This window comes from Brevundimonas sp. NIBR11 (assembly GCF_027912535.1).
GTDB lineage: Bacteria > Pseudomonadota > Alphaproteobacteria > Caulobacterales > Caulobacteraceae > Brevundimonas.
This window is the reverse complement of the sequence record NZ_CP115465.1, coordinates 1676162-1698531: the sequence shown is the minus strand read 5'-3', so window position 1 is coordinate 1698531 and position 22370 is coordinate 1676162. Positions and strand designations below refer to the sequence as shown.

The 22370-nt window shown below is 65.9% G+C and carries 21 protein-coding genes and 2 tRNA genes; 16 read left to right on the top strand and 7 right to left on the bottom strand.

Annotated features, from left to right (window positions below; all coding sequences use genetic code 11):
• Window positions 1-69: 69 nt before the first annotated feature.
• Complete coding sequence (gene egtB / locus O5O43_RS08510; RefSeq protein WP_271083455.1) at window positions 70-2226, top strand: ergothioneine biosynthesis protein EgtB; 2157 nt, start codon at window positions 70-72, stop codon at window positions 2224-2226.
• Window positions 2227-2653: 427 nt separating this feature from the next.
• On the opposite strand, the gene O5O43_RS08505 is transcribed toward egtB, so the two are convergent.
• Together O5O43_RS08505 and O5O43_RS08500 are read right to left on the bottom strand one after the other, a co-directional pair.
• Window positions 2654-2890, bottom strand: a complete 237-nt coding sequence (locus O5O43_RS08505) for a general stress protein (RefSeq protein ID WP_271083454.1) — start codon at window positions 2888-2890, stop codon at window positions 2654-2656.
• A gap of 96 nt (window positions 2891-2986) precedes the next feature.
• Window positions 2987-3133: a hypothetical protein gene (locus O5O43_RS08500; RefSeq protein WP_271083453.1), complete on the bottom strand. Its 147-nt coding sequence runs from the start codon at window positions 3131-3133 to the stop codon at window positions 2987-2989.
• Between the two features lie 98 nt (window positions 3134-3231).
• On the opposite strand from O5O43_RS08500, the gene O5O43_RS08495 reads away from it, so the two are divergent.
• The gene (locus O5O43_RS08495; protein WP_271083452.1) at window positions 3232-3525 is read left to right on the top strand and encodes a hypothetical protein; all 294 of its coding nucleotides are present in this window, start codon (window positions 3232-3234) and stop codon (window positions 3523-3525) included.
• Here the strand turns inward: O5O43_RS08495 and O5O43_RS08490 are convergent.
• The gene (locus tag O5O43_RS08490) at window positions 3522-4223 is read right to left on the bottom strand and encodes an MBL fold metallo-hydrolase (protein ID WP_271083451.1); all 702 of its coding nucleotides are present in this window, start codon (window positions 4221-4223) and stop codon (window positions 3522-3524) included. The genes O5O43_RS08495 and O5O43_RS08490 overlap by 4 nt on opposite strands.
• A 178-nt stretch (window positions 4224-4401) precedes the next feature.
• Between O5O43_RS08490 and tig the strand changes: the two genes are divergently transcribed.
• The 5 genes from tig to O5O43_RS08465 all read left to right on the top strand — a co-directional run bounded on the left by tig (window position 4402) and on the right by O5O43_RS08465 (window position 8753).
• The gene (tig, locus tag O5O43_RS08485; protein ID WP_271083450.1) at window positions 4402-5745 is read left to right on the top strand and encodes a trigger factor; all 1344 of its coding nucleotides are present in this window, start codon (window positions 4402-4404) and stop codon (window positions 5743-5745) included.
• 70 nt (window positions 5746-5815) lie between these two features.
• Window positions 5816-6745 (top strand): hypothetical protein, encoded by a 930-nt coding sequence (locus O5O43_RS08480; RefSeq protein ID WP_271083449.1) that lies wholly within the window; start codon window positions 5816-5818, stop codon window positions 6743-6745.
• Window positions 6746-6850: 105 nt separating this feature from the next.
• Window positions 6851-7492, top strand: coding sequence for an ATP-dependent Clp protease proteolytic subunit (locus O5O43_RS08475; protein WP_271083448.1), 642 nt, complete (start codon window positions 6851-6853; stop codon window positions 7490-7492).
• A 74-nt stretch (window positions 7493-7566) separates the two neighbouring features.
• Window positions 7567-7887, top strand: a complete 321-nt coding sequence (locus O5O43_RS08470; protein WP_271083447.1) for a hypothetical protein — start codon at window positions 7567-7569, stop codon at window positions 7885-7887.
• Window positions 7888-7979: 92 nt separating this feature from the next.
• Window positions 7980-8753: a hypothetical protein gene (locus O5O43_RS08465; protein WP_271083446.1), complete on the top strand. Its 774-nt coding sequence runs from the start codon at window positions 7980-7982 to the stop codon at window positions 8751-8753.
• Between the two features lie 3 nt (window positions 8754-8756).
• Here O5O43_RS08465 and O5O43_RS08460 read toward each other — a convergent pair whose 3' ends face one another.
• On the bottom strand, window positions 8757-9404 hold the full coding sequence (locus tag O5O43_RS08460; protein ID WP_271083445.1) for an HAD-IB family hydrolase: 648 nt from the start codon (window positions 9402-9404) through the stop codon (window positions 8757-8759).
• A gap of 186 nt (window positions 9405-9590) precedes the next feature.
• Between O5O43_RS08460 and clpX the strand changes: the two genes are divergently transcribed.
• A complete protein-coding gene (gene clpX, locus O5O43_RS08455) occupies window positions 9591-10856 on the top strand; it encodes an ATP-dependent Clp protease ATP-binding subunit ClpX (RefSeq protein WP_271083444.1) in 1266 nt (421 codons plus the stop codon).
• A 77-nt stretch (window positions 10857-10933) separates the two neighbouring features.
• Here clpX and O5O43_RS08450 read toward each other — a convergent pair whose 3' ends face one another.
• Window positions 10934-11278 carry a hypothetical protein gene (locus O5O43_RS08450; protein WP_271083443.1) on the bottom strand — a complete coding sequence of 115 codons (345 nt, stop codon included), beginning with the start codon at window positions 11276-11278 and terminating at the stop codon, window positions 10934-10936.
• Between the two features lie 361 nt (window positions 11279-11639).
• Between O5O43_RS08450 and lon the strand changes: the two genes are divergently transcribed.
• Both lon and O5O43_RS08440 read left to right on the top strand, forming a co-directional pair.
• Window positions 11640-14039 (top strand): endopeptidase La, encoded by a 2400-nt coding sequence (gene lon / locus O5O43_RS08445; RefSeq protein ID WP_271083442.1) that lies wholly within the window; start codon window positions 11640-11642, stop codon window positions 14037-14039.
• 89 nt (window positions 14040-14128) lie between these two features.
• Window positions 14129-14205: transfer RNA gene (locus tag O5O43_RS08440), tRNA-Val, on the top strand.
• Window positions 14206-14265: 60 nt separating this feature from the next.
• Here O5O43_RS08440 and O5O43_RS08435 read toward each other — a convergent pair.
• A complete protein-coding gene (locus O5O43_RS08435) occupies window positions 14266-17469 on the bottom strand; it encodes an autotransporter outer membrane beta-barrel domain-containing protein (RefSeq protein WP_271083441.1) in 3204 nt (1067 codons plus the stop codon).
• A gap of 197 nt (window positions 17470-17666) precedes the next feature.
• Between O5O43_RS08435 and O5O43_RS08430 the strand changes: the two genes are divergently transcribed.
• The 3 genes from O5O43_RS08430 to O5O43_RS08420 all read left to right on the top strand — a co-directional run bounded on the left by O5O43_RS08430 (window position 17667) and on the right by O5O43_RS08420 (window position 20111).
• On the top strand, window positions 17667-18563 hold the full coding sequence (locus O5O43_RS08430; protein WP_271083440.1) for an SPFH domain-containing protein: 897 nt from the start codon (window positions 17667-17669) through the stop codon (window positions 18561-18563).
• A 2-nt stretch (window positions 18564-18565) separates the two neighbouring features.
• Window positions 18566-18748, top strand: coding sequence for a hypothetical protein (locus O5O43_RS08425; RefSeq protein WP_271083439.1), 183 nt, complete (start codon window positions 18566-18568; stop codon window positions 18746-18748).
• A 112-nt stretch (window positions 18749-18860) separates the two neighbouring features.
• The gene (locus O5O43_RS08420; protein WP_271083438.1) at window positions 18861-20111 is read left to right on the top strand and encodes a glycosyltransferase; all 1251 of its coding nucleotides are present in this window, start codon (window positions 18861-18863) and stop codon (window positions 20109-20111) included.
• Between the two features lie 175 nt (window positions 20112-20286).
• On the opposite strand, the gene O5O43_RS08415 is transcribed toward O5O43_RS08420, so the two are convergent.
• A tRNA-Asp gene (locus O5O43_RS08415) sits at window positions 20287-20363 on the bottom strand.
• Between the two features lie 259 nt (window positions 20364-20622).
• On the opposite strand from O5O43_RS08415, the gene O5O43_RS08410 reads away from it, so the two are divergent.
• The 3 genes from O5O43_RS08410 to O5O43_RS08400 are packed head-to-tail and all read left to right on the top strand — an operon-like array spanning window position 20623 to window position 22261.
• Window positions 20623-21000, top strand: a complete 378-nt coding sequence (locus O5O43_RS08410; protein WP_271083437.1) for an NADH-quinone oxidoreductase subunit A — start codon at window positions 20623-20625, stop codon at window positions 20998-21000.
• Window positions 20970-21596: an NADH-quinone oxidoreductase subunit B gene (locus O5O43_RS08405; RefSeq protein ID WP_271083436.1), complete on the top strand. Its 627-nt coding sequence runs from the start codon at window positions 20970-20972 to the stop codon at window positions 21594-21596. The genes O5O43_RS08410 and O5O43_RS08405 overlap by 31 nt, the downstream gene beginning before the upstream one ends.
• Entirely contained in the window at window positions 21593-22261 is a 669-nt protein-coding gene (locus tag O5O43_RS08400) for an NADH-quinone oxidoreductase subunit C (RefSeq protein WP_271083435.1), read from the top strand. Before O5O43_RS08405 ends, O5O43_RS08400 begins: the two co-directional genes overlap by 4 nt.
• The last annotated feature ends 109 nt before the right edge of the window (window positions 22262-22370 follow it).

Genomic DNA, 22370 nt, shown 5'->3' with positions numbered 1-22370 from the left:
CGGAACAGATGTGTTAGCCCGACGCGGGCGACCAAAAGGGGGCTGCACCGCGTTTCTGGAGCCTGCCCCATGACATCCCCTGCACGCGCTGCTTCGCATGAGGCAGATGACCTGGGCCGCTACCGCACGATCCGCGCGGCCATGCCGGCCCTGGCGACAGGGCTGTCGGCCGAGGATCTGGGCGCCCAATCCATGCCCGACGCCAGCCCCGGCAAATGGCATCTGGCTCACACCAGCTGGTTCTTCGAGGCCATGATCCTGGCGACCGAGCCGGGGTACGAACCCGTGGATCCGCGCTTCCAGCAGCTGTTCAACTCCTACTACGAGAGCCTCGGCCGCCGCGTCGAACGTCCGGAGCGCGGCCTTCAGACCCGGCCATCGCTGGACGAGGTCCTGGCTTATCGGACCGAAATCGACCGCCGGATGGCCGAGCGGATCGGACAAGGGTTCAAGGGGCTGGACGATTACCTGTTCGTCCTCGGCCTCAATCACGACCAGCAGCATCAGGAGCTCTTCCTGATGGACCTCTTGCACCTGATGTCGAAGTCGCCGCTCGATCCTGCCGCCTATGCCGCAGAGCCGCGTCCGGGCGGGCCGTTGCGGACCGCGCGCGGCGGTCAGACCCGGTTCGAGGGCGGTCTCGTCGATATCGGCCACGATGGTCACGGCTTCGCCTTCGACAACGAAGGACCGCGTCATCGCGAGTGGCTGGAGCCCTTCCTGCTGGATCATGACCTGGTCACCAACGGCCAGTGGCTGGCCTTCATGGAGGACGACGGCTACCGCAAGCCCGAACTCTGGCTGGCCGACGGCTGGGCCGTGGTGAAGACCGAAGGTTGGGAGGCGCCTCTCTACTGGCGTCAGGACGGGGATGAGTGGACCGTTCTGGGTCTCGCCGGTCGGGCCCCGGTCGACCCGGACGCTCCGGTGCGCCACATCAGCGCCTATGAGGCCGATGCCTACGCCCACTGGGCCGGCAAACGCCTGCCGACCGAGGCGGAGTGGGAGAGCGCCGTCGCCACCGCTCCCGACGTCTTCACCAACCTGTTCAACGAGGTCTGGCAGCACACGTCGAGCGCCTATTCCCCCTATCCCGGCTTCCAGCCCACCGAGGGCACGGCCTCGGAGTACAACGGCAAATTCATGGCCAATCAGCGAGCTCTGCGCGGCGGCTCCTACGGTACGCCTGCTGGCCACACCCGCCCGACCTACCGCAACTTCTTCTATCCGCATCAAAGGTGGGCCTTCATGGGACTGCGACTGGCGTCAGACGCCCCGGCCGGCGAACGCGCCCGAATCGAGGATCTGGAGACGGCCCGCTTCCGCGCCGAACTGGTCGCCGGCCTGTCGCGGCCGGAAAAGTCGGTATCGCCCAAATGGTTCTACGACGCCGCTGGCTCGGACCTCTTCGAGGACATCACCCGCTTGCCGGAATACTATCCGACGCGTCAGGAGGCCGGTCTGCTGCGGACCATGGCTCCCGGCCTGACCGAGCATTTCGGCGACAACGCCGTTCTGGTCGAGTTCGGTTCCGGCGCCAGTGAGAAGACCCGCATCCTGCTGGACTCGGCGCCGACGCTTCGGGCCTATGTCCCCATAGACATCAGCCCCGACGCCCTGAACGCCGCCGCCGCCAGCATAGCCGAGGCCTATCCGCACCTGGAGGTCGCGCCGATGGTCGGCGACTTCCTCAACCTTGCGCCTCTGCCGGAGCTGGGCCGCGGTCGTCGCGTCGGCTTCTTCCCAGGCTCCACTATCGGCAACCTCGAGCCGGACCAGGCCGTGGCCTTCCTGGCCAATGCGCGGGACAGGCTGGGGTCCTCGTCCCTGTTCATCCTCGGCGTCGATCTGGTGAAGGACCCGGCCGTCCTGGTCGCCGCCTATGACGATGCTCAGGGCGTGACGGCGGCGTTCAACAAGAACCTGTTGGTACGCGCCAATCGCGAACTCGGCGCCGATTTCGACCTCGACGCCTTTGAACACGTCGCCGTCTGGAACGCGGGGAAGTCGCGGATGGAGATGCACCTTCGCGCCACGCGGGACATGCAGGTTCATATCGGCAGCGCAACGATCGCCTTCGCCCGGGGAGAAACGATCCACACCGAAAGCTCGCGGAAGTTCACCCAGGCGACCGTCACGGCCATGGCCGAGGCAGCTGGGTGGCGGGTGGTTTCATTCAAGCAAAGCCCGGATCCATCGGTCGCCTTGGTGCTGCTCGCGGCCTGACGCATCCCCACCCGTACGCCCCAGCCAATGCTGGGATGCAGACCGCAAGGGCGATAGCGACGTCGGGCGGACCCGTGCGACAGCCCGGATGTTGGGAGCCGTGATCTAGACGCCAGCCGTCGACAGGCGCACGGACGGACCAAAGAAGCACGTCGGGAAAAGACGCGATCCGGGTCGAACAAATATTTCTGTTCGACACTCAAAGGCCGATCGGGGCAGCGGTGGCGCGCCCGCGCAGTTTGATCGCGCGCTGATCGGATGCGGCTTTAGACTTCTGGATCAATTTGCGGAGAGCGAGCCCCGGCGATTTCGTCCGTTTCGTCGTGGCGGATATGTCCGGACCAGACGGACGAGCCAAGCGGCCGGCCACGAAAAAGGGCGACCGGTTCGCACCGATCGCCCTTTCTCTGTCGTATTAGTTTCGAGCCTATTCGGCCTGACCCTCGACATCGGTCAGATCGCCGGGCCGGCGGGAGCCGTGAGAGGCTTCACCGCCCTTGCGTCCGGCCTGGGCGGCCAGGCTGCGGTCTTGGGAGAAGCTGCGCTTCTCGGAAGGCACGCTGGCGCCGCCCTTGCGAGCGATCTCGCGCTGTCGTTCGGGGTCCATCGAAGCGAAGCCCCGTTTGGAGACTCCGGAGGGACGGTTGGGCTGACCTTGGGCCATGCGAGGCTCCCTTTCGATTATATGGCGGCGGTTGCAGAACAGAACCCCGAAGGCGGGCGGCGGTTCCGAACGCCCGCGATTTCAACGGGCTGCGAATCAGTCAGCGCCTGGTCTTTCGACCTCTCCGTCGTTTTCGCCGGGCTGCGGCGGCACTTCGTCGGGCGTCCCGGCTGGATCGATTTCCGGTTGTGGCGAGGGCGTCATCGGCGGGGTGATTTCGGGCTGTGGTGCGGGGTCGGTCATCGGACGATCCTTTGGGTGAGAACGGGTGTCGCAGACCGGAACCGTCGCGCGCGGTTCGGGTTCAACCGACCTGATCACAAGCCCGGCAGGAGCCCCGCATGACCGACATCAACCCGACCGACCTGAGCGCCGAAGACATCCTTGACGACGCTGACGAGCGTCGCGCACGCCTGGACCGCGCCGGCGATCTCTGGATGGCCGATGCCGAAGGTCGCAGCTTCGCCCGCGACCAGGGTCTGCGTCAGGCCCTCCGCTCGGATATCGAAACCGGCCGCGACTGGGCCCGCGAGCGCGCCGTGCTGGCCCGTGCCCGTATCGAAGAGAAGCCGCTGAAGGCCACCGTCTACGCCCTGGGCGTCGGCGTTCTGATCGGCCTTCTTCTTCGCCGTTAAGCCGGCCCGGTAGGCTCGCGCACCAGCGGTGTGCGGGCCACCGCCGCGTCAGAGACGAACGGGTTGGTTCGTCGCTCCTCCCCGAACGTCGAGATGCCGCCGTGCCCCGGTACGAAGGTGACGTCGTCGCCCAGCGGCCACAGCTTGGTGACCACCGACCGGATCAGGGCCTCGGGATCGCTCCTCGGGAAGTCAGTGCGCCCAACCGAGCCCTTGAACAGGACGTCCCCGACCTGGGCGAACCGGGCGGCGCGGTTGAAGAAGATCACATGCCCCGGCGTATGCCCCGGGCAATGCGCCACTTCCCACGTCGTCTCGCCGAGGGTGACGCTGTCCCCGTCCTCCAGCCACCGGGTCGGGACGAAGGTCCGGGCGTCAGGGATGCCCCAGCGCTGGCCGTGCTCGGGCAGGTCGGCGATCCAGAACTGATCCTCCGGTTGCGGCCCGATGATCGGCGCGCCCGACTTCTCCTGCATCTCCGCCGCGCCCGCCGCGTGGTCGAGGTGGCCGTGGGTGATCCAGATCTGCTCCAGTTCCAGCCCGCGCCGCTTCACCTCGGCGATGATCTGGTCGACCGAGCCCCCCGGATCGATCACCGCCGCCTTGTTGGTGGCCGTGCACCAGACCGTGGTGCAGTTCTGCTGCAGCGGCGTGACCGGGGTCACGAAGACGCCGACGGGGGAGGGGTTCTGGCTCATGGCTCCGACATAGCGAGCCCGCGGCCCGGTTGAAACCGCTCCGCGTTGACCTTTTGGGTCCATCTCATCATAAGGGCGGGCTTCGAGGCGCCGCTCCGGATGGGGCGGCCCTTTCTGCTTTCACCATCTTCGCGTGCGTCGGGGCCCCGACGCCGCCCCAGAGCGTCAGAACCGTCCCATGCAAGTCGTCCAAAACACCACCGAAGGCCTGAGCCGCGTCATCACCGTGACCGTCCCGGTCGCCGAACTGAACGCCAAGCTGGACGCCCGCCTGACCGAGATGGCGCCGAAGATGAAGCTGAAGGGCTTCCGCCCCGGCAAGGTGCCGGTCTCTCACGTCAAGAAGACCTTCGGCCGCGACATGATGGGCGAGATCGTCAACGACACGATCAACGAAACCAGCCAGGCCGCCCTGGATCAGGTCAACGTCCGCCCGGCCGCTCCGGCCGACATGAAGCTGACCTCGGACATGGAAAAGGTCCTGGCCGGCTCGGACGACCTGGCCTACGAAATGTCGCTGGAAGTCATGCCCGACTTCACCCCGGTCGACCCCAAGACCCTGAAGCTGGACCGCCCGGTCTACGAAGCCTCCGACGAGGACCTGGACGAGGCGCTGAAGGAACTGGCCGGCCAGGCCAAGTCCTACGAGGACAAGAAGGGCAAGACCGTGAAGGCCGCCGACGGCGACCAGGTCACCATCGACTACCTCGGCAAGCTGGACGGCGAGCCCTTCGAGGGCGGAGCCGCCGAAGACGCCGACCTGGTGATCGGTTCGGGCCGCTTCATCCCCGGGTTCGAAGAGCAGCTGAAGGGCGCCAAGGTCGGCGACGAGAAGACCATCGAGGTGACCTTCCCCGAACAGTATCAGGCCGCCAACCTGGCCGGTAAGCTGGCCACCTTCGACATCAAGGTGAAGGCCATCAAGGGCGAGGCCGAAGCCAAGGTCGACGACGAGTTCGCCAAACGCATCGGCCTGGAGTCGCTGGACAAGCTGAAGGACCTGTTGCGCCAGAACCTGAACCAACAATACGCCGGCGCCGCTCGCTTCAAGCTGAAACGCGCCCTGCTGGACCAGCTGGACAGCGCCCATTCCTTCGACCTGCCGCCGAAGATGGTCGAGGCCGAGTTTAACGGCATCTGGCAACAGGTCGAGGCAGACAAGGCCGCCGGCAACCTGCCCGAAGACGACGCCAAGAAGTCGGACGACGAGCTGAAGGCCGAGTACAAGAAGATCGCCGAGCGCCGCGTGCGCCTGGGTCTGGTGCTGGCCGAGATCGGCCGCGCCAACAACGTCGGCGTGACCGATCAGGAACTGAACAACGCCATCATGGCCGAAGCCCGCAACTATCCGGGCCAGGAGCGTGCGGTGCTGGACTTCTATCGCCAGAACCCCAATGCCGCCGCCCAGATGCGCGCTCCGATCTATGAAGAAAAGGTCGTCGACCTGATCTTCGATCAGGCCACGGTGACCGACAGCAAGATCAGCAAGGAAGAGCTGCTCAAGGACGAAGACGAAGGCTGATTCGCCTCGCAGTCGCCTGAATTCTGAGGCTACAGACTCCCCGTTGCGCAGTGCGGCGGGGAGTTTGCGTATGAGGTTCGGTGTTTTCGCGGCGGCGGCCGTGCTGGGTGCGGCGATCGCGCTGCCGGCCTTCGCCCAGACCCAGCCTGCGCCCCAGGATGGCGACGCCGTAGACGACATCGAGGTTCTCGGCGATCGCGCCGCCCCGACGCTGAATGAGCGGGTCGACGCCTTCGTCAACGCCGTGGCGGCGCCCATTGGCGACTACGGCCCGGCCCGCTGGCATCGGCGGGTCTGCATCGGGTCGGTCAATTTTCAGCCCGCCGCCGCCCAACTGATCGTCGACCGGGTGTCTCAGGTCGCCCTGGACCTGGGCGTGCAGCCCGGCGAGCCCGGATGCGCCGCCCAGGTCATGATCGTGGCCACCAACGATGGCGCCGCGACCGCCGCCGCCATGGTCGATCGCAACGGGCGGTGGTTCCGTGCTGGCGGCGAGGGGATGGACCGGGGCGAGGCCGCCCTGATGCGGTTCCGCACCGGCGACCGCGCCGTGCGCTGGTGGCAGGTCAGCCTGCCGGTCGACGCCGACACGGGCCAGCGGGCCGTGCGTCTGCCGGGCGACGATCCGTCGTCGTCGATCGCGATCAACAAGTTCGTGGCTTCGCGTCTGGCCAGCGCGCTTCGCGACAACCTCACCCGCATCATGATCATCGTCGATGTCGATCAGCTGGGAGACGTCACCTTCGCCCAGCTCGCCGACTACGTGGCCCTGGTCTCCTTGGCCCAGATCGACGACCAGGCGAATCCGGCGGGCTCCGACACCGTGCTGAACCTGTTCAACGACCCCGCGGGCGTCTCGGGCCTGACGTCGTGGGACATGGCCTATCTGGGCGCGCTCTATAACGCTCGGCTCGATACGGTCAGCAGCAACGCCCGCATGGGCGATGTCGAGCGGGGCATGGCGAACGCCGAGCGTCGGCGCCAGGCCGGCGACGAATAGACGGACCTGCCCCTGCGCCTTGCGCATGGGCCGGTCGAACGCGATATCTGTGACCTGAGCGCGGCCGACCGAGTCGCGTTCTCTGCATCCCACGAGAAGGCCTCCATGCGCGATCCCATCGACTACATCTCCAACAACCTCGTTCCCATGGTGGTGGAGCAGTCCAGCCGCGGCGAACGGGCGTTCGACATCTTCTCGCGCCTGCTGCGCGAGCGCATCATCTTCCTGACCGGACCGTTCGAGGACGGTATGGCCAGCCTGATCTGCGCCCAGCTGCTGTTCCTGGAATCGGAGAACCCGAAGAAGGAAATCAGCATGTACATCAACAGCCCCGGCGGTCAGGTGACCTCGGCGCTCGCGATCTACGACACCATGCAATACATCAAGTCGCCGGTCTCGACGGTGGTCATGGGCATGGCGGCCTCGGCCGGCTCCCTGATCCTCACGGCCGGCGAGGCGGGCCAGCGCATCGCCCTGCCGAACGCTCGTGTCATGGTGCACCAGCCCTCGGGCGGCTTCCGCGGCACGGCCTCGGACATCGAGCGGCACGCCGAGGACATCATCGCCACCAAGCGTCGCCTGAACGAGATCTATGTCCACCACACGGGCCGGACCTATGAAGAGGTCGAGCGCACCCTGGACCGCGACCACTTCATGACGGCCGAAGAGGCCAAGGCCTGGGGCATCGTGGACCACGTCTACGACAAGCGCACCGAAGCCGAAGCCGACGGCATCAAGACCGTCTGATCTACTCGGCGAACTGAACAGGGAAGGGGCGCGCTACGTCGGCGCGCCCCGTTCGTTTGTGCTATCAGCCGACCATGCAACACACGCGTGATCTCAAGGGCGTCGTCCAGGTCGACGGCGACGACTACGAATGGGAGGTCCGCCGCCAGCCGCAGCGGACAACCGGCAACAACTGGGACGGCATCGGCATCGCCCTGAAGCTCGTCACGGGTCAACGCGAGGCCATCGTCCTGTTTCCGATGGCCATGCGGGCCAACGGTACGCCGAACTTCGAGCGTCAGCGGATCAGTGTCGACGCGGTGAAGAACGCTGTCGCCTCGTCCATCGCCGCCGGATGGGACCCGACCTCACGCGGCAAGGCGGTCGTCTTCGATGTGGACGCGGACGGTCACTAAGATCGTCAGGCTTCGCGAGGCCCGAGGCCTATCCGGGGTTTGCGAGCTGCCCGTCCTATGGGTTAGCCTCCGCTCCAATAAGAGGGGTGGGCGTGACGGAACCGGATTCGAGCCCGAAGCGGCTGACCAATGTGGCGGGCGTGATTGGTCTGGCGACGGCCGTCATCGGCCTCGTCGGCACGGGTGTGACCGTCTGGAGCGGGATGCGGTCGGAGGACAAGGCCAACGCCGAACCGGCGGCCTTGGTGTCCACGGCGGCCGAGGAAAGCCTCGACGACCTCCCGGCCCAGATCGACGGCTACATGAGCGGCCCGGCCTACGTCGACTGGCAGTCGGCGCATCTGCTTTGCTACCAGAAGGACGCCGACGGCTCCTGCATCGTCACCGCCGGGGTGGAGCAGCGGGGACCCCGCGCGGTTCGCCTGCGGGAAACTTTCTTCACCCGCCTGCCTCATCCCGCCTATGAACCGCTGGACCTGATCGTCGCCGACGATTTCGCCGAGCATGACCGCAAACGTCCGGACGGCGTGGCCCGGTTCGACCTCGTCGACTACGTGGTGACGCGACAGGGACTTTGCATCAACCGCGACGCGCGGGCGGGTGGGGCGGCCCGGACGCTGGTGTTCGGCATCTACGAGGGCGAACCTCTGGTGCCGGTGTCGTCCTCGGCCCTGACCGCCTTCCGGACCCAGCTGCGCGAAGATCTGGCCGGCGAGGCGGTCGGCGACAGTCAGTGCTGGCGGTTCCGGCTCGAAGCCGACCAACTGCGCCAGGATTATTTCATCGACGGCGTGATCCAACCGGACCGGGTGGTCATGTTCGACGTCCTGCCCGCCGGCCAGCAGCCCTATCTGCGCATTCCCTGAGGCCTAGGGCCGCTCTCGGAAGACGCGGAAGCCCGGCTGTTCGGCGATGGCCAGCATCTCGGTGTCGCCCGAGGTGTCGCCGTAGGCCGCCGCCACCTTCAGGTCCGGTCCGAAGGCCTCGTACAGACGACGCACCTTCTCCTCGCCACGACAGTTGGGGCTGGAAAAGGCACCGGTGATCCTGTCATCGGCGTCGAAGGTCAGATGAGTGCCCAGAAGACCCTCCGCGCCCAGTCTTCGGGCGAACGGGGCCACCGTGATCTCCGGCGAGGCGGTCACGATCACGCGATGAGCGCCCTTGCGGCCCCAGTCTTCCCAGACCTTCAGCGCGTCTGGTCGCATGAATTTGTCCCAGGCGTGATCGGCGAACCGGGCGGCGTCGGCGTCCAGTTCGGCGCGTCTCACCCCCTTGAGGAACACCTTCACCGAGGCGGCCTTGATCGCCCCCCTATCGCGGTCCCGCGCATAGGCCGCCATGGCCTTGGACATCTTGACCAGGCCCAGAGCCCAGCCGCCCGGGCCGGCCCGCCAGCGCAGGAACTGGGTGAAGCTGTCGCGGACCGTCAGGGTGCCGTCGAAATCGAACGCGACGATCGGCCGCGAGGGATCGGTGGGCTGGCGAAATACCTGCCCGGCGCCCATCTCAGTCATTCGTCATGATCTCCATCCAGCCTTAACAGTCCACGTCAGCCATGCGTTGCCGGCTTTCGGCGGGGTTGTGGCGAGCGTTCGGATGGTTGATTGTCATTTTTTGAATATCTTCGCGTCCATAGTGGTGGAATCAACGCGGGAAAAGCGCGTCCGTCTCCCAGAACGGCGCGAGAGTGAGAAGGGTCTATGACCAAAGCAGCCGGCACCGACGCCAAGAGCACCCTGTATTGCTCCTTCTGCGGCAAGAGCCAGCACGAGGTGCGCAAGCTCATCGCCGGACCGACCGTGTTCATCTGCGATGAATGCGTCGAGCTCTGCATGGATATCATCCGCGAAGAGCACAAGATCGGCTTCGTGAAGTCGAAGGACGGCGTCCCGACCCCGAAGGAGATCCGTGAGGTCCTGGACGACTACGTCATCGGCCAGAACCACGCCAAGAAGGTTCTCTCGGTCGCGGTCCACAACCACTACAAGCGCCTGAACCACGCGACGAAGAACAACGACGTCGAACTGGCCAAGTCGAACATCATGCTGATCGGTCCCACGGGCTCCGGCAAGACGCTGCTGGCCCAGACGCTGGCGCGCATCATCGACGTGCCCTTCACCATGGCCGACGCCACGACCCTGACCGAAGCCGGTTATGTGGGTGAGGACGTCGAGAACATCATCCTGAAGCTGCTGCAGGCGTCCGACTACAACGTCGAGCGGGCCCAGCGCGGCATCGTCTACATCGACGAGATCGACAAGATTTCGCGCAAATCGGACAACCCCTCGATCACCCGCGACGTCTCCGGCGAGGGCGTGCAGCAGGCCCTGCTGAAGATCATGGAAGGCACCGTCGCCTCCGTGCCTCCGCAGGGCGGCCGCAAGCATCCGCAGCAGGAGTTCCTGCAGGTCGACACCGCCAACATCCTGTTCATCGTCGGCGGCGCCTTCGCCGGCCTTGAAAAGGTGATCTCGGCGCGTGGAGCCGGGGCCTCGATCGGGTTCGGCGCCAAGGTCAAGGCAATCGACGAACGCCGCACGGGCGATATCCTGAAAGGCGTTGAGCCGGACGACCTGATGCGTTTCGGCCTGATCCCCGAATTCATCGGCCGTCTGCCGGTTCTGGCGACGCTGGAGGACCTGGACGAAGCGGCCTTGGTCACCATCCTGACCGAGCCCAAGAACGCCCTGGTCAAGCAGTACAAGCGCCTGTTCGAGATGGAGAACGTCAACCTGACCTTCACCGACGACGCCCTGATGGCCGTCGCCAAGAAGGCCATCACCCGCAAGACCGGCGCTCGCGGCCTGCGGTCGATCCTGGAAGGCATTCTGCTGGAGACGATGTTCGAACTGCCCACCTTCGAGGGCGTCGAGGAAGTCGTCGTCAACGCCGAGGTCATCGACGGCAAGGCCCAGCCCCTGCTGATCTACGCCGAGAAGAAAAAGGCCGCCGACGGCGCCGCCTAAGCGGACCTGAAAGCAGAAACGGACAGGGGCGGGACCATCGCGGTCCCGCCCCTTTCTTCTGCGCGCCGTCTGCCGGCTTACTGCGGCGGATTGGGGTGCAGGTTCGTGGCCTCGGCATTGGCCTGGGCGTTGTCGCGCGTGGACTGGCTGACCCCGCTGGCGCTCGCCCCCGTAGGCGACGTCTTGCTCGACCCGGCGGGATCCATCGTTTCGGAGGCGGAGGCCGGCTCGCCCGCCGCCATGGCGCCGTTGGAGGTCGAGGCGCGGGTCGAGGCGTCGAAACCAGCGTCACCGGCCGAGGCCGCCTCCGCGCTGGTCGCCGCCGTCGCGTCGTCCATGGCCGGGGCGGTCTCGGCGTCGCGGTTGCAGGCAGTCAGCGCCAGGACGGACGCAGCCGCCGCCAGGGTGATTATTCTGTTCAAGATAGCCTCCCAATCGTTGTTATCTTGCGATCGCAACGGCCACGGTTGGTTTCGGTTGCCGGATACGTGTGGTCTTGCGGCGCGGCGGCCACAGGTCGTCATCCACACCTGATCCAAGGCCAAGGTTCGTCTGCGAACGGTTCGTCCCGGTCCAGCAGGTCCCAGGGGACGGTCCGTGCAGCTTGGCCGCACTTCCCTGCCGCTGTGTATCGTCTACCCGCACCGCTTGAACACGACGGGGGAGGGGCCACATACTCACTCGAACGCCGTCGGAATCGACGGGCCTGTCCAGGGTGTCGCTGCATATCGCGGGGCGTCGGGGCCGGCGGGCCGGAGATGATCAAAGGCCCAGGAGCGCATAATGTCCGAGAGTAAAATCCTCCCCGTCCTGCCGCTGCGGGACATCGTCGTCTTCCCCCACATGGTCGTGCCGCTCTTCGTAGGGCGCGAGAAATCCGTGCGGGCCCTCGACGAGATTATGAAGGGTGAAAAGCAGATCCTGCTGGCCACCCAGAAGAACAGCGTCGACGACGATCCGTCGCCGGACGCCATCTATCCGGTCGGCGTGCTCGCCACCGTCCTGCAGCTGCTGAAACTGCCCGACGGGACCGTGAAGGTTCTGGTTGAGGGCAAAGGCCGCGCCCGCCTGACCCGCTTTACCGATCGCGAGGAGTATTTCGAGGCCGAGGCCGTAGAGATCGAGGATGATCTGGGCGAACCCTCCCAGACCGAGGCTCTGCTGCGCGCCGTGATCGAGCAGTTCGAATCCTATGTGAAGCTGAACAAGAAGGTCCCGCCCGAGGCCCTGTCTTCCATCCCGCAGATCACCGATGCGTCGAAGCTGGCCGACAGCGTCGCCGCGCACCTTTCGGTCAAGATCGCCGACAAGCAGGCCCTGCTGGAAACCATCGCCGTGCCGCAGCGGCTGGAGAAGGTCTACGGCCTGATGGAGGGCGAGATCTCTGTCCTGCAGGTCGAGAAGAAGATCCGCTCGCGCGTGAAGCGCCAGATGGAGAAGACCCAGCGCGAATATTATCTGAACGAGCAGATGAAGGCGATCCAGCGCGAGCTGGGCGAGACCGACGACGCGCGCGACGAGATCATGGAGCTCGAAAAACGCATCCGGAAGACCAAGCTGTCCAAGGAAGCGCGCACCAAGGCCGAGGCCGAGGTCAAGAAGCTGCGCAACATGAGCCCGATGTCGGCCGAGTCGACCGTCGTCCGGAACTACCTCGACTGGCTGCTGTCGATCCCGTGGGGCAAGACCAAGCAGAAGCCGATCGATCTCAACAAGGCTGAGGACATCCTCGAGGAGGATCACTACGGCCTGGAGAAGGTGAAGGAGCGGATCATCGAGTATCTGGCGGTGCAGGCGCGCACCAACAGCCTCAAGGGCCCGATCCTGTGCCTCGTCGGTCCTCCGGGCGTCGGCAAGACCTCCCTGGCCAAGTCCATCGCCAAGGCGACCGGTCGTGAATACGTCCGCATGTCGCTGGGCGGCATGCGCGACGAGGCCGAGATCCGCGGTCACCGCCGCACCTACATCGGGTCGATGCCGGGCAAGATCATCCAGTCGATGAAGAAGGTGAAGACCACCAACGCCTTCATCCTGCTGGACGAGATCGACAAGCTGGGCGCCGACTGGCGCGGGGACCCGTCCTCGGCCCTGCTGGAGGTGCTGGATCCCGCTCAGAACAACGCGTTCGGCGACCACTATCTTGAGGTCGACTACGACCTGTCGAACATCATGTTCGTCACCACGGCCAACAGCCTGAACATGCCCCAGCCCCTGATGGACCGGATGGAGATCATCCGGGTCAGCGGCTACACCGAGGATGAGAAGGTCGAGATCGCCAAGCGTCACGTCCTGCCCAAGGTCACCAAGGACAATGGCCTGACGCCGGCCGAGTTCATCGTGCCCGACGATCAGATTCGCAATCTGATCCGCTACTACACGCGCGAAGCCGGCGTGCGGTCGTTGGAGCGGGCTCTGGGCGGTCTGGCCCGCAAGGCGGTGCGCGAGATGGCCAAACACAACCTTCTGTCGATCACCATCGACGACGCCAAACTGGCCGAATACGCGGGCGTGAAGAAGTTCCGCTACGGCGAGACGGACGAGGAAGACCAGGTCGGCATCGTTACCGGTCTGGCCTGGACCGAGTTCGGCGGCGACATCCTGACCATCGAGGCCATCAAGATGCCCGGCCGGGGTCGCATGACCATCACCGGCAATCTGAAGGACGTGATGAAGGAGTCGATCTCGGCCGCCGCGTCCTACGTGCGGTCTCGGGCGCTTGCCTTCGGCGTCAAGCCGCCTGTGTTCGAGAAGACCGACATCCACGTCCACGTGCCGGACGGCGCCACGCCCAAGGACGGTCCGTCCGCCGGCGTCGCCATGACGGTGGCCATGGTCTCGGTCCTGACGGGCATCCCGATCCGCAAGGACATCGCCATGACGGGCGAGATCACCTTGCGCGGTCGCGTGACGGCCATCGGCGGCCTGAAGGAGAAGCTGCTCGCGGCCCTGCGCTCCGGCGTGAAGACCGTGCTTATCCCGCAGGAGAACGAGAAGGACCTCGCCGACGTGCCCGACAATGTGAAGGGCGCGCTGGAGATTGTCCCGATCTCGACGGCCGACGAGGCTCTGAAATGGGCCCTCGTGGGCACCCTCACTCCGGTGGAGTGGGACGAGGTCGCAGAGCCGCTGACGCCCGCCGCTCCGCCGGCGGCCGGTGACGGCGCCGCCGTCGTCAGCCACTGACCTGAACAGCCTCCCTGCCGCACAGGCGGGGAGGTTTTTCTTTGTTGAACCGGCAGGCGGAGGAGGGCACAACCACGCCTCCGTGGTGAGGGCGGCTAGCTCAGCTGGTCAGAGCATCTCGTTTACACCGAGAGGGTCGGCGGTTCGAACCCGTCGCCGCCTACCACCCCAAAGCAAAAGGCCGCCGGATCGCTCCGGCGGCCTTTTCCTTGTCTTGTCCGTCCGATCAGAACCGGAAGCTGGCCCGCAGCAGCAGGGAGTAGCGGACGTAGTCTTCGATCATCTCGGCATCGGCGCTGATGGAGATCTTGCCCAGATCGTTGCCGACGCTGAGGTGGAAGCCGGCGATCGGACCGCCGCCTTCGATCGTGTCGGGCGAGAGGGTGAAGACCGAACCGCCCGAGGCGAAGCGGGCGATGGTCTCGCCCGGATCCACGGAGAAGTTCTGACGCCAGCCGAGGCGGACCTCGGGGCGGATCCAGCCGTTCTCACCGAAGCCATAGCCGATGTTCACCGCGGCTGTGCCCGTGAACATGTGGCCGTTGCGGTCTTCGATGTTGAGGTTGAAGCCGGGCTCCAGACCTTCCTCGGTGTGACCGTCCTCGTTCAGCGAGAAGTACTCGGCATAGGCTTCCGGGCGGATGCTCAGTCGGCCGAAATTCTTCTCGTAGGACGCGCCGCCGCCTGCCGACAGGGTGTAGCCGTTCCAGCTGGAGGTATTGATGAGATTGATGTTCTCGGTCACCAGCTGGCGGGTCGAATCGAAGGTGGCGTAGCCGCCGGCGACCCGCGCCCAGGTGCTCCAGGCCTGGCCCTGGGCCCGCCAGTAAAGGCCCAGTTCGACCAGGTTGGCCGACAGGATTTCCTCGGCCTCGGCCTCGGGATCCTCGATGTCCGACGAGGTGAAGGCGACCGACACGCCCACGGCGCCGAGGCCCGTGCCGCGCTCGATGCCGCCGGCGACGCCGAAGCCTTCCGAGCGGAAGCCGTAGGTGTCGGTCTTGTCCTTGTCGGCGTAGAAGTTGATTTCCTGCAGCCAGGCCGAGGTGTCGCCCGGCTCGACCGTGGCGTTACGGCCGGTCAGGGCGCGGGTCACCGCGTCGACGCCCGAAGCCAGCGACAGCAATGGGCCGCCCGAGTGGTCCGGCAGCAGTTGTTCGTACAGGTTGATGAAGCCGTCGCGCCCGGTCTGGGACAGGAAGGCGTCGCGCAGCACCGAACTGGAGCTCAGCGAACCGTAGAACGAATCGAACATCTGCGATTCGACTGCGTTCAGATTCGCTTCGGCCGCCGTGCGTCGACGCGCATCGATATAGACGTCGGCCGCCGCCACATCCGCTCCGGCGGTGACGACATAGAGATACGGTGAGTTCGTCTGCAGCGCCGTCTGGTCGATCGTCCCGATCGTCAGCGTGTTGGCGTCGATGATGGTGAAGCGCTGAGGGCTGAGCAGAAGGGAGTTGAACCGCACGCCCAGACCTGCGCCGGTCGCCAGGTTCGCCGCGCCATTGACCCGGAAGCCCGCGTTCGTGGTGCTGGCCGGGTCGAGGGTGACGATCAGGTCGCCCGCCGCGCCGACGTTGAGGCTGGTGACCGAGGTGCGGTTCAACTGGCGCGCGTCCAAGACGCCGTTGGCGACGTTGATGTCCAGACGGCCGTCGCTGTCGGTGATCGCGCCGGTCAGGACTGCGCCGCCCGTGATGTTCAGGCGGTCCGCGCCGGCGCCGAACGACACATCGCCGGTAAGGGTGCCGTTCTCCAGGCTCAGCAAATCCGCGCCCGAGCCGAAGCGGATCGCACCGACCAGGGCGGGCTCGTTGGAATCGGTGACGCCATCGCCGTCGGTATCCGGGTCGGTCGCCGTGGGCGCGCTGGCCTCGCCGTACTGTCGATAGGTAACCCCGGTGGTGTTGGCCGAGACGTCGATGGCCGTGGCGGTGCCCGTGATGGGGTCGTTCTTCTCGTTGGCGATCAGCGAGGCCCGTATGCTGCCGGCGTTGTTGATCGTCGTCAGGGTGCCCGACAGGTCGCGGATGGCGTTGACGGTGGACACGCCGCCGCCGGCCGAGGCCAGGATCGCACCGTTGTTGAAAAGGACCGGGAGGTTGGCGCCGGCCGCGATGTCGATCCCCGTCGTGCTGGAGCTGGCGTTGACGCTGGAGACGCCAGCGGTGATTGCGCCGGTGTTGTCGAAGCGCGGGGTGGTGACCCCGGCGTTGATCTGGACCGCTGTGGCGCCGCCGTTGCGTCCGATGGCGCTGATGGCGCCCTCATTGCGCACGCCTCCGGCGACGGTCACCGTCTGGCCGCCCGCGACGCCCAGCTGGAGACCCAGTCCGTTGACGTTGTCGTAGACGCCGTCGCCGACGATCTCGCCGCGGTTGATCAGGCCGTAGTTGGTCGTCGCCGTGGTTCCGGCGACGCCCAGGGTGACGCCGCGCGTCGCCGATCCGACGGTCAGGGCCGCGCCCGCGCCGAAGCTGTTGATGACCGCGTTGCCCTCGGTCGCGTCGGGGACGCCGTCGCCGTCCTCGTCTGTCGTGGTCGGGTCGGTGGCGACATCCGGGATCAGGTTGCTGGGCTGGGTGTCGATCACGAGCCCGCCGCCGACGTTGCCGCCGATCACGACGGCCGCGCCGCCCTGCAACAGGTCGTCGGCGTCCAGCAGGGCCAGGGCCGTGTCGCCTGGGCGCTGGGTGTAGCGGTAGCCGGTGGCGGCGATATCGCCCTGCAGCGTCACGCGTCCCCCGACGTCGCCCTGAATGTTGACCGCACTGGCGCCTTGGCCTTGAGCGGTGACGGGACCGCCCAGGCGGACCGAACCGGACACGTTGCCGGTCTGGGAATAGGCGATGGCGTTGTCGCCGACCGCCCGCATCGAACCGAAGGAGGTGAAGTTTCCGGTCAGGCCGCGCTCGATCGAGACCGCACGCGAGTTGGCGCCCTCGGCCAGGATGGTGCCGGACGCTCCGATCGAGAGATTGCCGGTCAGGGGCGTGCCGCCGACGAGGCGCACGCCATAGCGGTTGGCGCCGGCCGCGATCGGACCGTCCAGGTCGCCGTCGTTGTCCGTGTCCGTATAGGTGTCGATGTTGTCGGTGACCGTGATGGTCCCGTTGATGGTGATGTTGGCGGCCGTCGTGGTCCCGGCGACCAGGATCGCGGTCGATCCGTCGGCCGAGTTGGACATCGTGATGTTGGTGCCGGCGTCGACGGTGACGTTGTTGTTCGTATCGACCGTGATGGCTGCGCCGGTGTTCACGGCGATCGAACCGCCCGTGCCGATACGAATGTCGTCGCGGGCCGTGCCGGTCGCCAGCGAAGTGACGATGGGCGTCGTGCGGGCGGTCGAAATCACGACCTCTGCATGCGCTCCTGCGGCCGCCATCAGAGGGGCAAGCGCCACCGCGGTCGCAAACAGTCTACGCATTCGGAAAAATACCCCAAGTGGACACGCGCACGGGCGCCGCGCGCCTTCTAACAAAGGCTTCGCGACCTGTCTCAAGTTTCGCGAATTTGAGGCGAATGCAAGGCCGAAAGCATCGATCCGGACGAGCGCAGGTCGCTGAAAGCTTTACGGCACGGCTTTGGAAGTGATATCATTTTCATATCGATTTGGAGGGCGACATGAACGACCAAAGGACAATCTCTCAGGAGCGACCCGCTCGGACGGCCAACGGCATTTTGATGATGCTCGTCGGAATGGCGCTCATCATCCTCGGCCCCGTGATCGTGACCCAGGGGCCCGAGACGGCGCTCTATGTCCTCTGCGGCATCGTCCTGGCCGTGATCGGACTGTTTCTGCTGTGCGGGCTGTATGCGCTGCAACCGAACGAAGGCGCGGCGATTTTGCTGTTCGGGTCGTATCGCGGCACCGACCGCACGACCGGCCTGCGCTGGATCCTGCCCTGGTACACACGCAAGAAGATTTCGCTGCGCGCCCGCAATGTCACGTCCGACAAGTTGAAGGTGAACGACAAGCGCGGCAGTCCGGTGGAGATCGCCGCCAATGTCGTCTGGCGCGTCGAGGATTCGGCCCAGGCCCTGTTCGACGTCGACGATTATCTGGCCTTCGTGAACATCCAGATCGACACGGGCCTGCGCGATATCGCCTCGCACTACGCCTACGACCACGGCGAGGAGGAGGATCACGAGAAGCGGGAACTGACCCTGCGCGCCGACGCCGAGGACGTGGCCGCTCGTCTGCGTGACGAACTGGCCAACCGGGTCAAGGTCGCGGGCGTGGCCATCGACGAGGCCCGTCTGGCTCACCTGGCCTATGCGCCCGAGATCGCCGGAGCCATGCTGCGTCGCCAGCAGGCCGAAGCCATCCTCTCGGCCCGTCGCCTGATCGTGCGCGGCGCCGTGGGAATGGTCGAAAGCGCGCTGAAGGACCTGGGCGAGCGCGAGGTCGTCGAGCTGGACGAGGACCGCAAGGCCGCCATGGTCTCCAACCTGCTGGTCGTCCTGTGCGCCGACCGCGAGGCCCAGCCCGTGGTCAACACCGGCACCCTCTACGGCTAGGCGTGGCCAAGGTCCGCAAGCCCTTCCTTATGCGCGCCTCAGCCGGGGTGATGACGGCGGTCGAGCGGCTGGCGGCGGCGGAGTTGCGCTCCGTCAACGCCCAGCTGGAGATTCTTCTGCGGGAATCCCTGACGCGGCGGGGGGTCGTCATCCCCCCGCCGGGCGACAGTGACGATGACGCTTGAGCTTCGCCTTTCTCAGGCGTAGGGGCGCTTCATGGTCCGGTCCAAATCGTCCGCACGCATCCAATCGAAACGGAAGCGCGTTGGGGCGAAGACCGCTGCGGAGCAAGACCCCATGAGCCTGTCCGATCTCGACGTTCACGAAGGTGAGCTGCGGCTCATTCCGGGCTGGGACGAAGAGGTCGCCGAGACTCTGAGGGTGCTGAAAGCTTCGGCCAACGATCCGCGCCCGCGTATGGTCGACACCACGATGCTCTACGCGCCGCGCTCGGGCGGGGTGAAGCGCTACCTTCTGTCCAAGAAGGCCTGGCTGGAAGAGAACCGTCCCGGCGTGGCTCACTCCCTCGTCGTGCCGGGCGCCAAGCACCAGGCCGGACCTGACGGGATCATCCAGCTCCACGCCACCAAGCTGCCGTTCGGCGACGGCTATCGGTGGCCGTCGTCGGTGCGCCGCTGGGCCGCCTGGGTCGCGTCGATGAAGCCCGACCTGATCGAAGCGGGCGATCCCTATACGCCGGGGCAGGGCGCCCTGGAGGCCGGTCAGCGCGCCGGCTGCCCGGTCGTCGGCTTCTGCCACTCCGATCCGGCGGGTCTGGCCGCGCTCCACTTCGGCGAATGGGCCAAGAAGCCGGTCGAGAAGCGCTGGGCCCGGCTCTTCGGCCAGTTCGACCGCGTCATCTCTCCCAGCCGCTTTATCGCGCGGCGCCTGGAAGAGGCCGGCATCAAGGACATCGTCATCCGCCCCCTGGGGGTCGAGATCGACACCTTCCGCCCGGATCGGGGCGACCGGAGCTGGCTTCTTAAGAAGCTGGGCCTGCCCGCCAGCGCGCGTCTGTTGTGCTTCGCCGGTCGTCCGGCGCGCGAGAAGAACATCGACGTCCTGATCGAGGCGGTCCAGAAACTGGGCGCCCCCTATCATCTGGTTCTGGTCGGGGCGGGGCAGGGGATGCCCGCCGAGGATCGTGTGATCGCCCTGCCGTACGAGCGCGATCCCAAGGCCGTGGCCCGGATCATCGCCAGCTGCGACGCCTTCGTACACGCCAACGACAAGGAGCCGTTCGGCCTGATCGTGCTGGAGGCCATGGCCTGTGGCCGCCCGGTCGTCGGCGTCAACGCCGGCGGGGTGGCCGAGACCGTCAACGACAGCGTGGGCCAGCTCTCGAAGAGCGCCGACCCATCGGACTATGCTGCGGCCATCGAGGCCCTGTTCGAACGCGACATCGAGGCCATCGGCGCGGCCGCCCGCGTCCACACGGTCGAAACCTTCGCGTGGAACCGGGTCTTCGAAGACCTGTGCATGACCTACGGCGAGGTCAGCGGGAAGGCGGAATTCGTGACGCCCGGTGAGGCGCTGGCGGTTCACTGAAGGCTGATGGCCGGCTCTGCGGACTTAGGCGAACTGCTTTGCCGCATTCGCAGTTCAAGACTGAATGAGATTGCAGTCGTGCCGAGCGGATGTCCGCATCGGAGCCGTACCGCATTGGCTGCGAATATCTGAAGTTTAAGAGGGCGGACGCGCCACTTTCTGCAATCACAGAAAGTGGCGCGAGTGACGGGGCTCGAACCCGCGACCTCCGGCGTGACAGGCCGGCACTCTAACCAACTGAGCTACACCCGCGTTTCCCCTCCGAAGCGCTGTGCGCTGCGGCGAGGGGCGTCGTTTAGGCGGGGGGGCTGTTCCGTGTCAACGACCATTCCGACGATTTCGACAGATTTTCGCGTTGCCCCAAATCCCGTCCGTGAACGCGCGAAAACGGCCAATTCCTGCGAACCGTTCGCAAGAAAAATCCTTTCACCGCTTGGGTTTGAACCCGGCGGAGGTTGGGTCTAGAAAGCGCCGAATCCGCCGCCCTCCCACGCGGCCTGGACCCAATTCTATGAACGCATTTCTCCTTCAGTATCTGCCGGTGGTGATCTTCGTAGGCATCGCCCTCGTGATCGGCGTCGGCTTTATGGTCGCCTCGTGGGCCATGGCCCCGAGCAACCCCGACGCGGAAAAGCTGTCCGCCTATGAGTGCGGCTTCAACGCCTTCGACGATGCACGGATGAAGTTCGACGTGCGGTTCTACCTCGTGTCGATCCTCTTCATCATCTTCGACCTGGAAGTGGCCTTCCTCTTCCCCTGGGCCGTGTCGATCTTCGACCTGTCCAAGGGCGGCATGGTCTTCGCCTTCTGGTCGATGATGGCTTTCCTGGGCGTTCTGACGGTCGGATTCATCTACGAATGGAAGAAGGGCGCGCTCGAGTGGCAGTGATCTCTCCCCCGGCTGGCGGCCTGATCGGCGCGACCTCGACCCTGCCCACGGCGTATGGCCAGGGCGCGCGTTCGACGGTCGAAGGCTACGACCCCAAGCTGCACGACAAATTCTTCGAGGCGGTCAACGCCGAGGTCACCGAGCAGGGCTTTCTGACAGCCTCGCTGGACGACGTCATCAACTGGGCCCGCACGGGGTCGCTTATGTGGATGACCTTCGGCCTGGCCTGCTGCGCCGTGGAGATGATCCAGGCCTCGATGCCGCGCTATGACCTCGAACGCTTCGGCATGGCCCCGCGCGCCAGCCCGCGTCAGTCGGACCTGATGATCGTCGCCGGCACCCTGACCAACAAGATGGCTCCGGCGCTCCGCAAGGTCTACGACCAGATGCCGGATCCGCGTTACGTGTTGTCGATGGGTTCCTGCGCCAACGGCGGCGGCTATTACCACTACAGCTACAGTGTCGTTCGCGGTTGCGACCGCGTTGTACCTGTCGATGCTTACGTTCCGGGCTGCCCGCCGACGGCGGAGGCGCTGGTCTACGGCCTGCTGCAGTTGCAAAAGAAGATCCGTCGCACCGGGACGATCGAACGATGAACGGTCACCTCGCGACAGTCGCGCGCAACACCGAAACCCTGACCCCGCTGGGTCAGGAAATGGTCGCCGAGCTGCAGGTCGATGCGGCCGTGGCCTATGGCGAACTGACGATCGCCTGCCATCGCGACCGTATCGTCGCAGTCCTGACCAGCCTGCGCGACCGCTTCGGCTTCCAGCAACTGCTGGACGTCTGCGGCGTGGATTATCCGGACCGCGCCGAGCGGTTCGACGTCGTCTATCACCTGCTCAGCCTGACGCGGAACGCCCGCCTGCGGGTCAAGGTCACGACCGACGAGGTCCAGCCCGTCCCCAGCGTGATCGAGGTCTATCCTTCGGCCGGCTGGTTCGAGCGCGAGGCGTTCGACATGTACGGCATGCTGTTCTCGAACCACCCGGACCTGCGCCGCCTCCTGACCGACTACGGCTTCCAGGGGCATCCGCTGCGCAAGGACTTCCCGATGACGGGCTATGTCGAAGTCCGCTACGACGAGGAACAGAAGCGGGTGGTCTACGAGCCCGTCAAGCTGACCCAGGAATTCCGCAACTTCGACTTCCTGTCTCCGTGGGAGGGCGCCGAATATCCGGCTCCCGTCCTGCCGGGCGACGAGAAGGCCGCTCAGGCCGCCGCTGTCGCCGGCGTCGCGCCTTCGGGAGGCAAGGCCTGATGGCTGACGGACACCCCATCGCGAACGCTTCGCCGGACCGCGCCGACCTCGACGTCGTCGCCGACGACCTGGGCCACATCGCCTTCGACGACCATCGCACCGAACATGC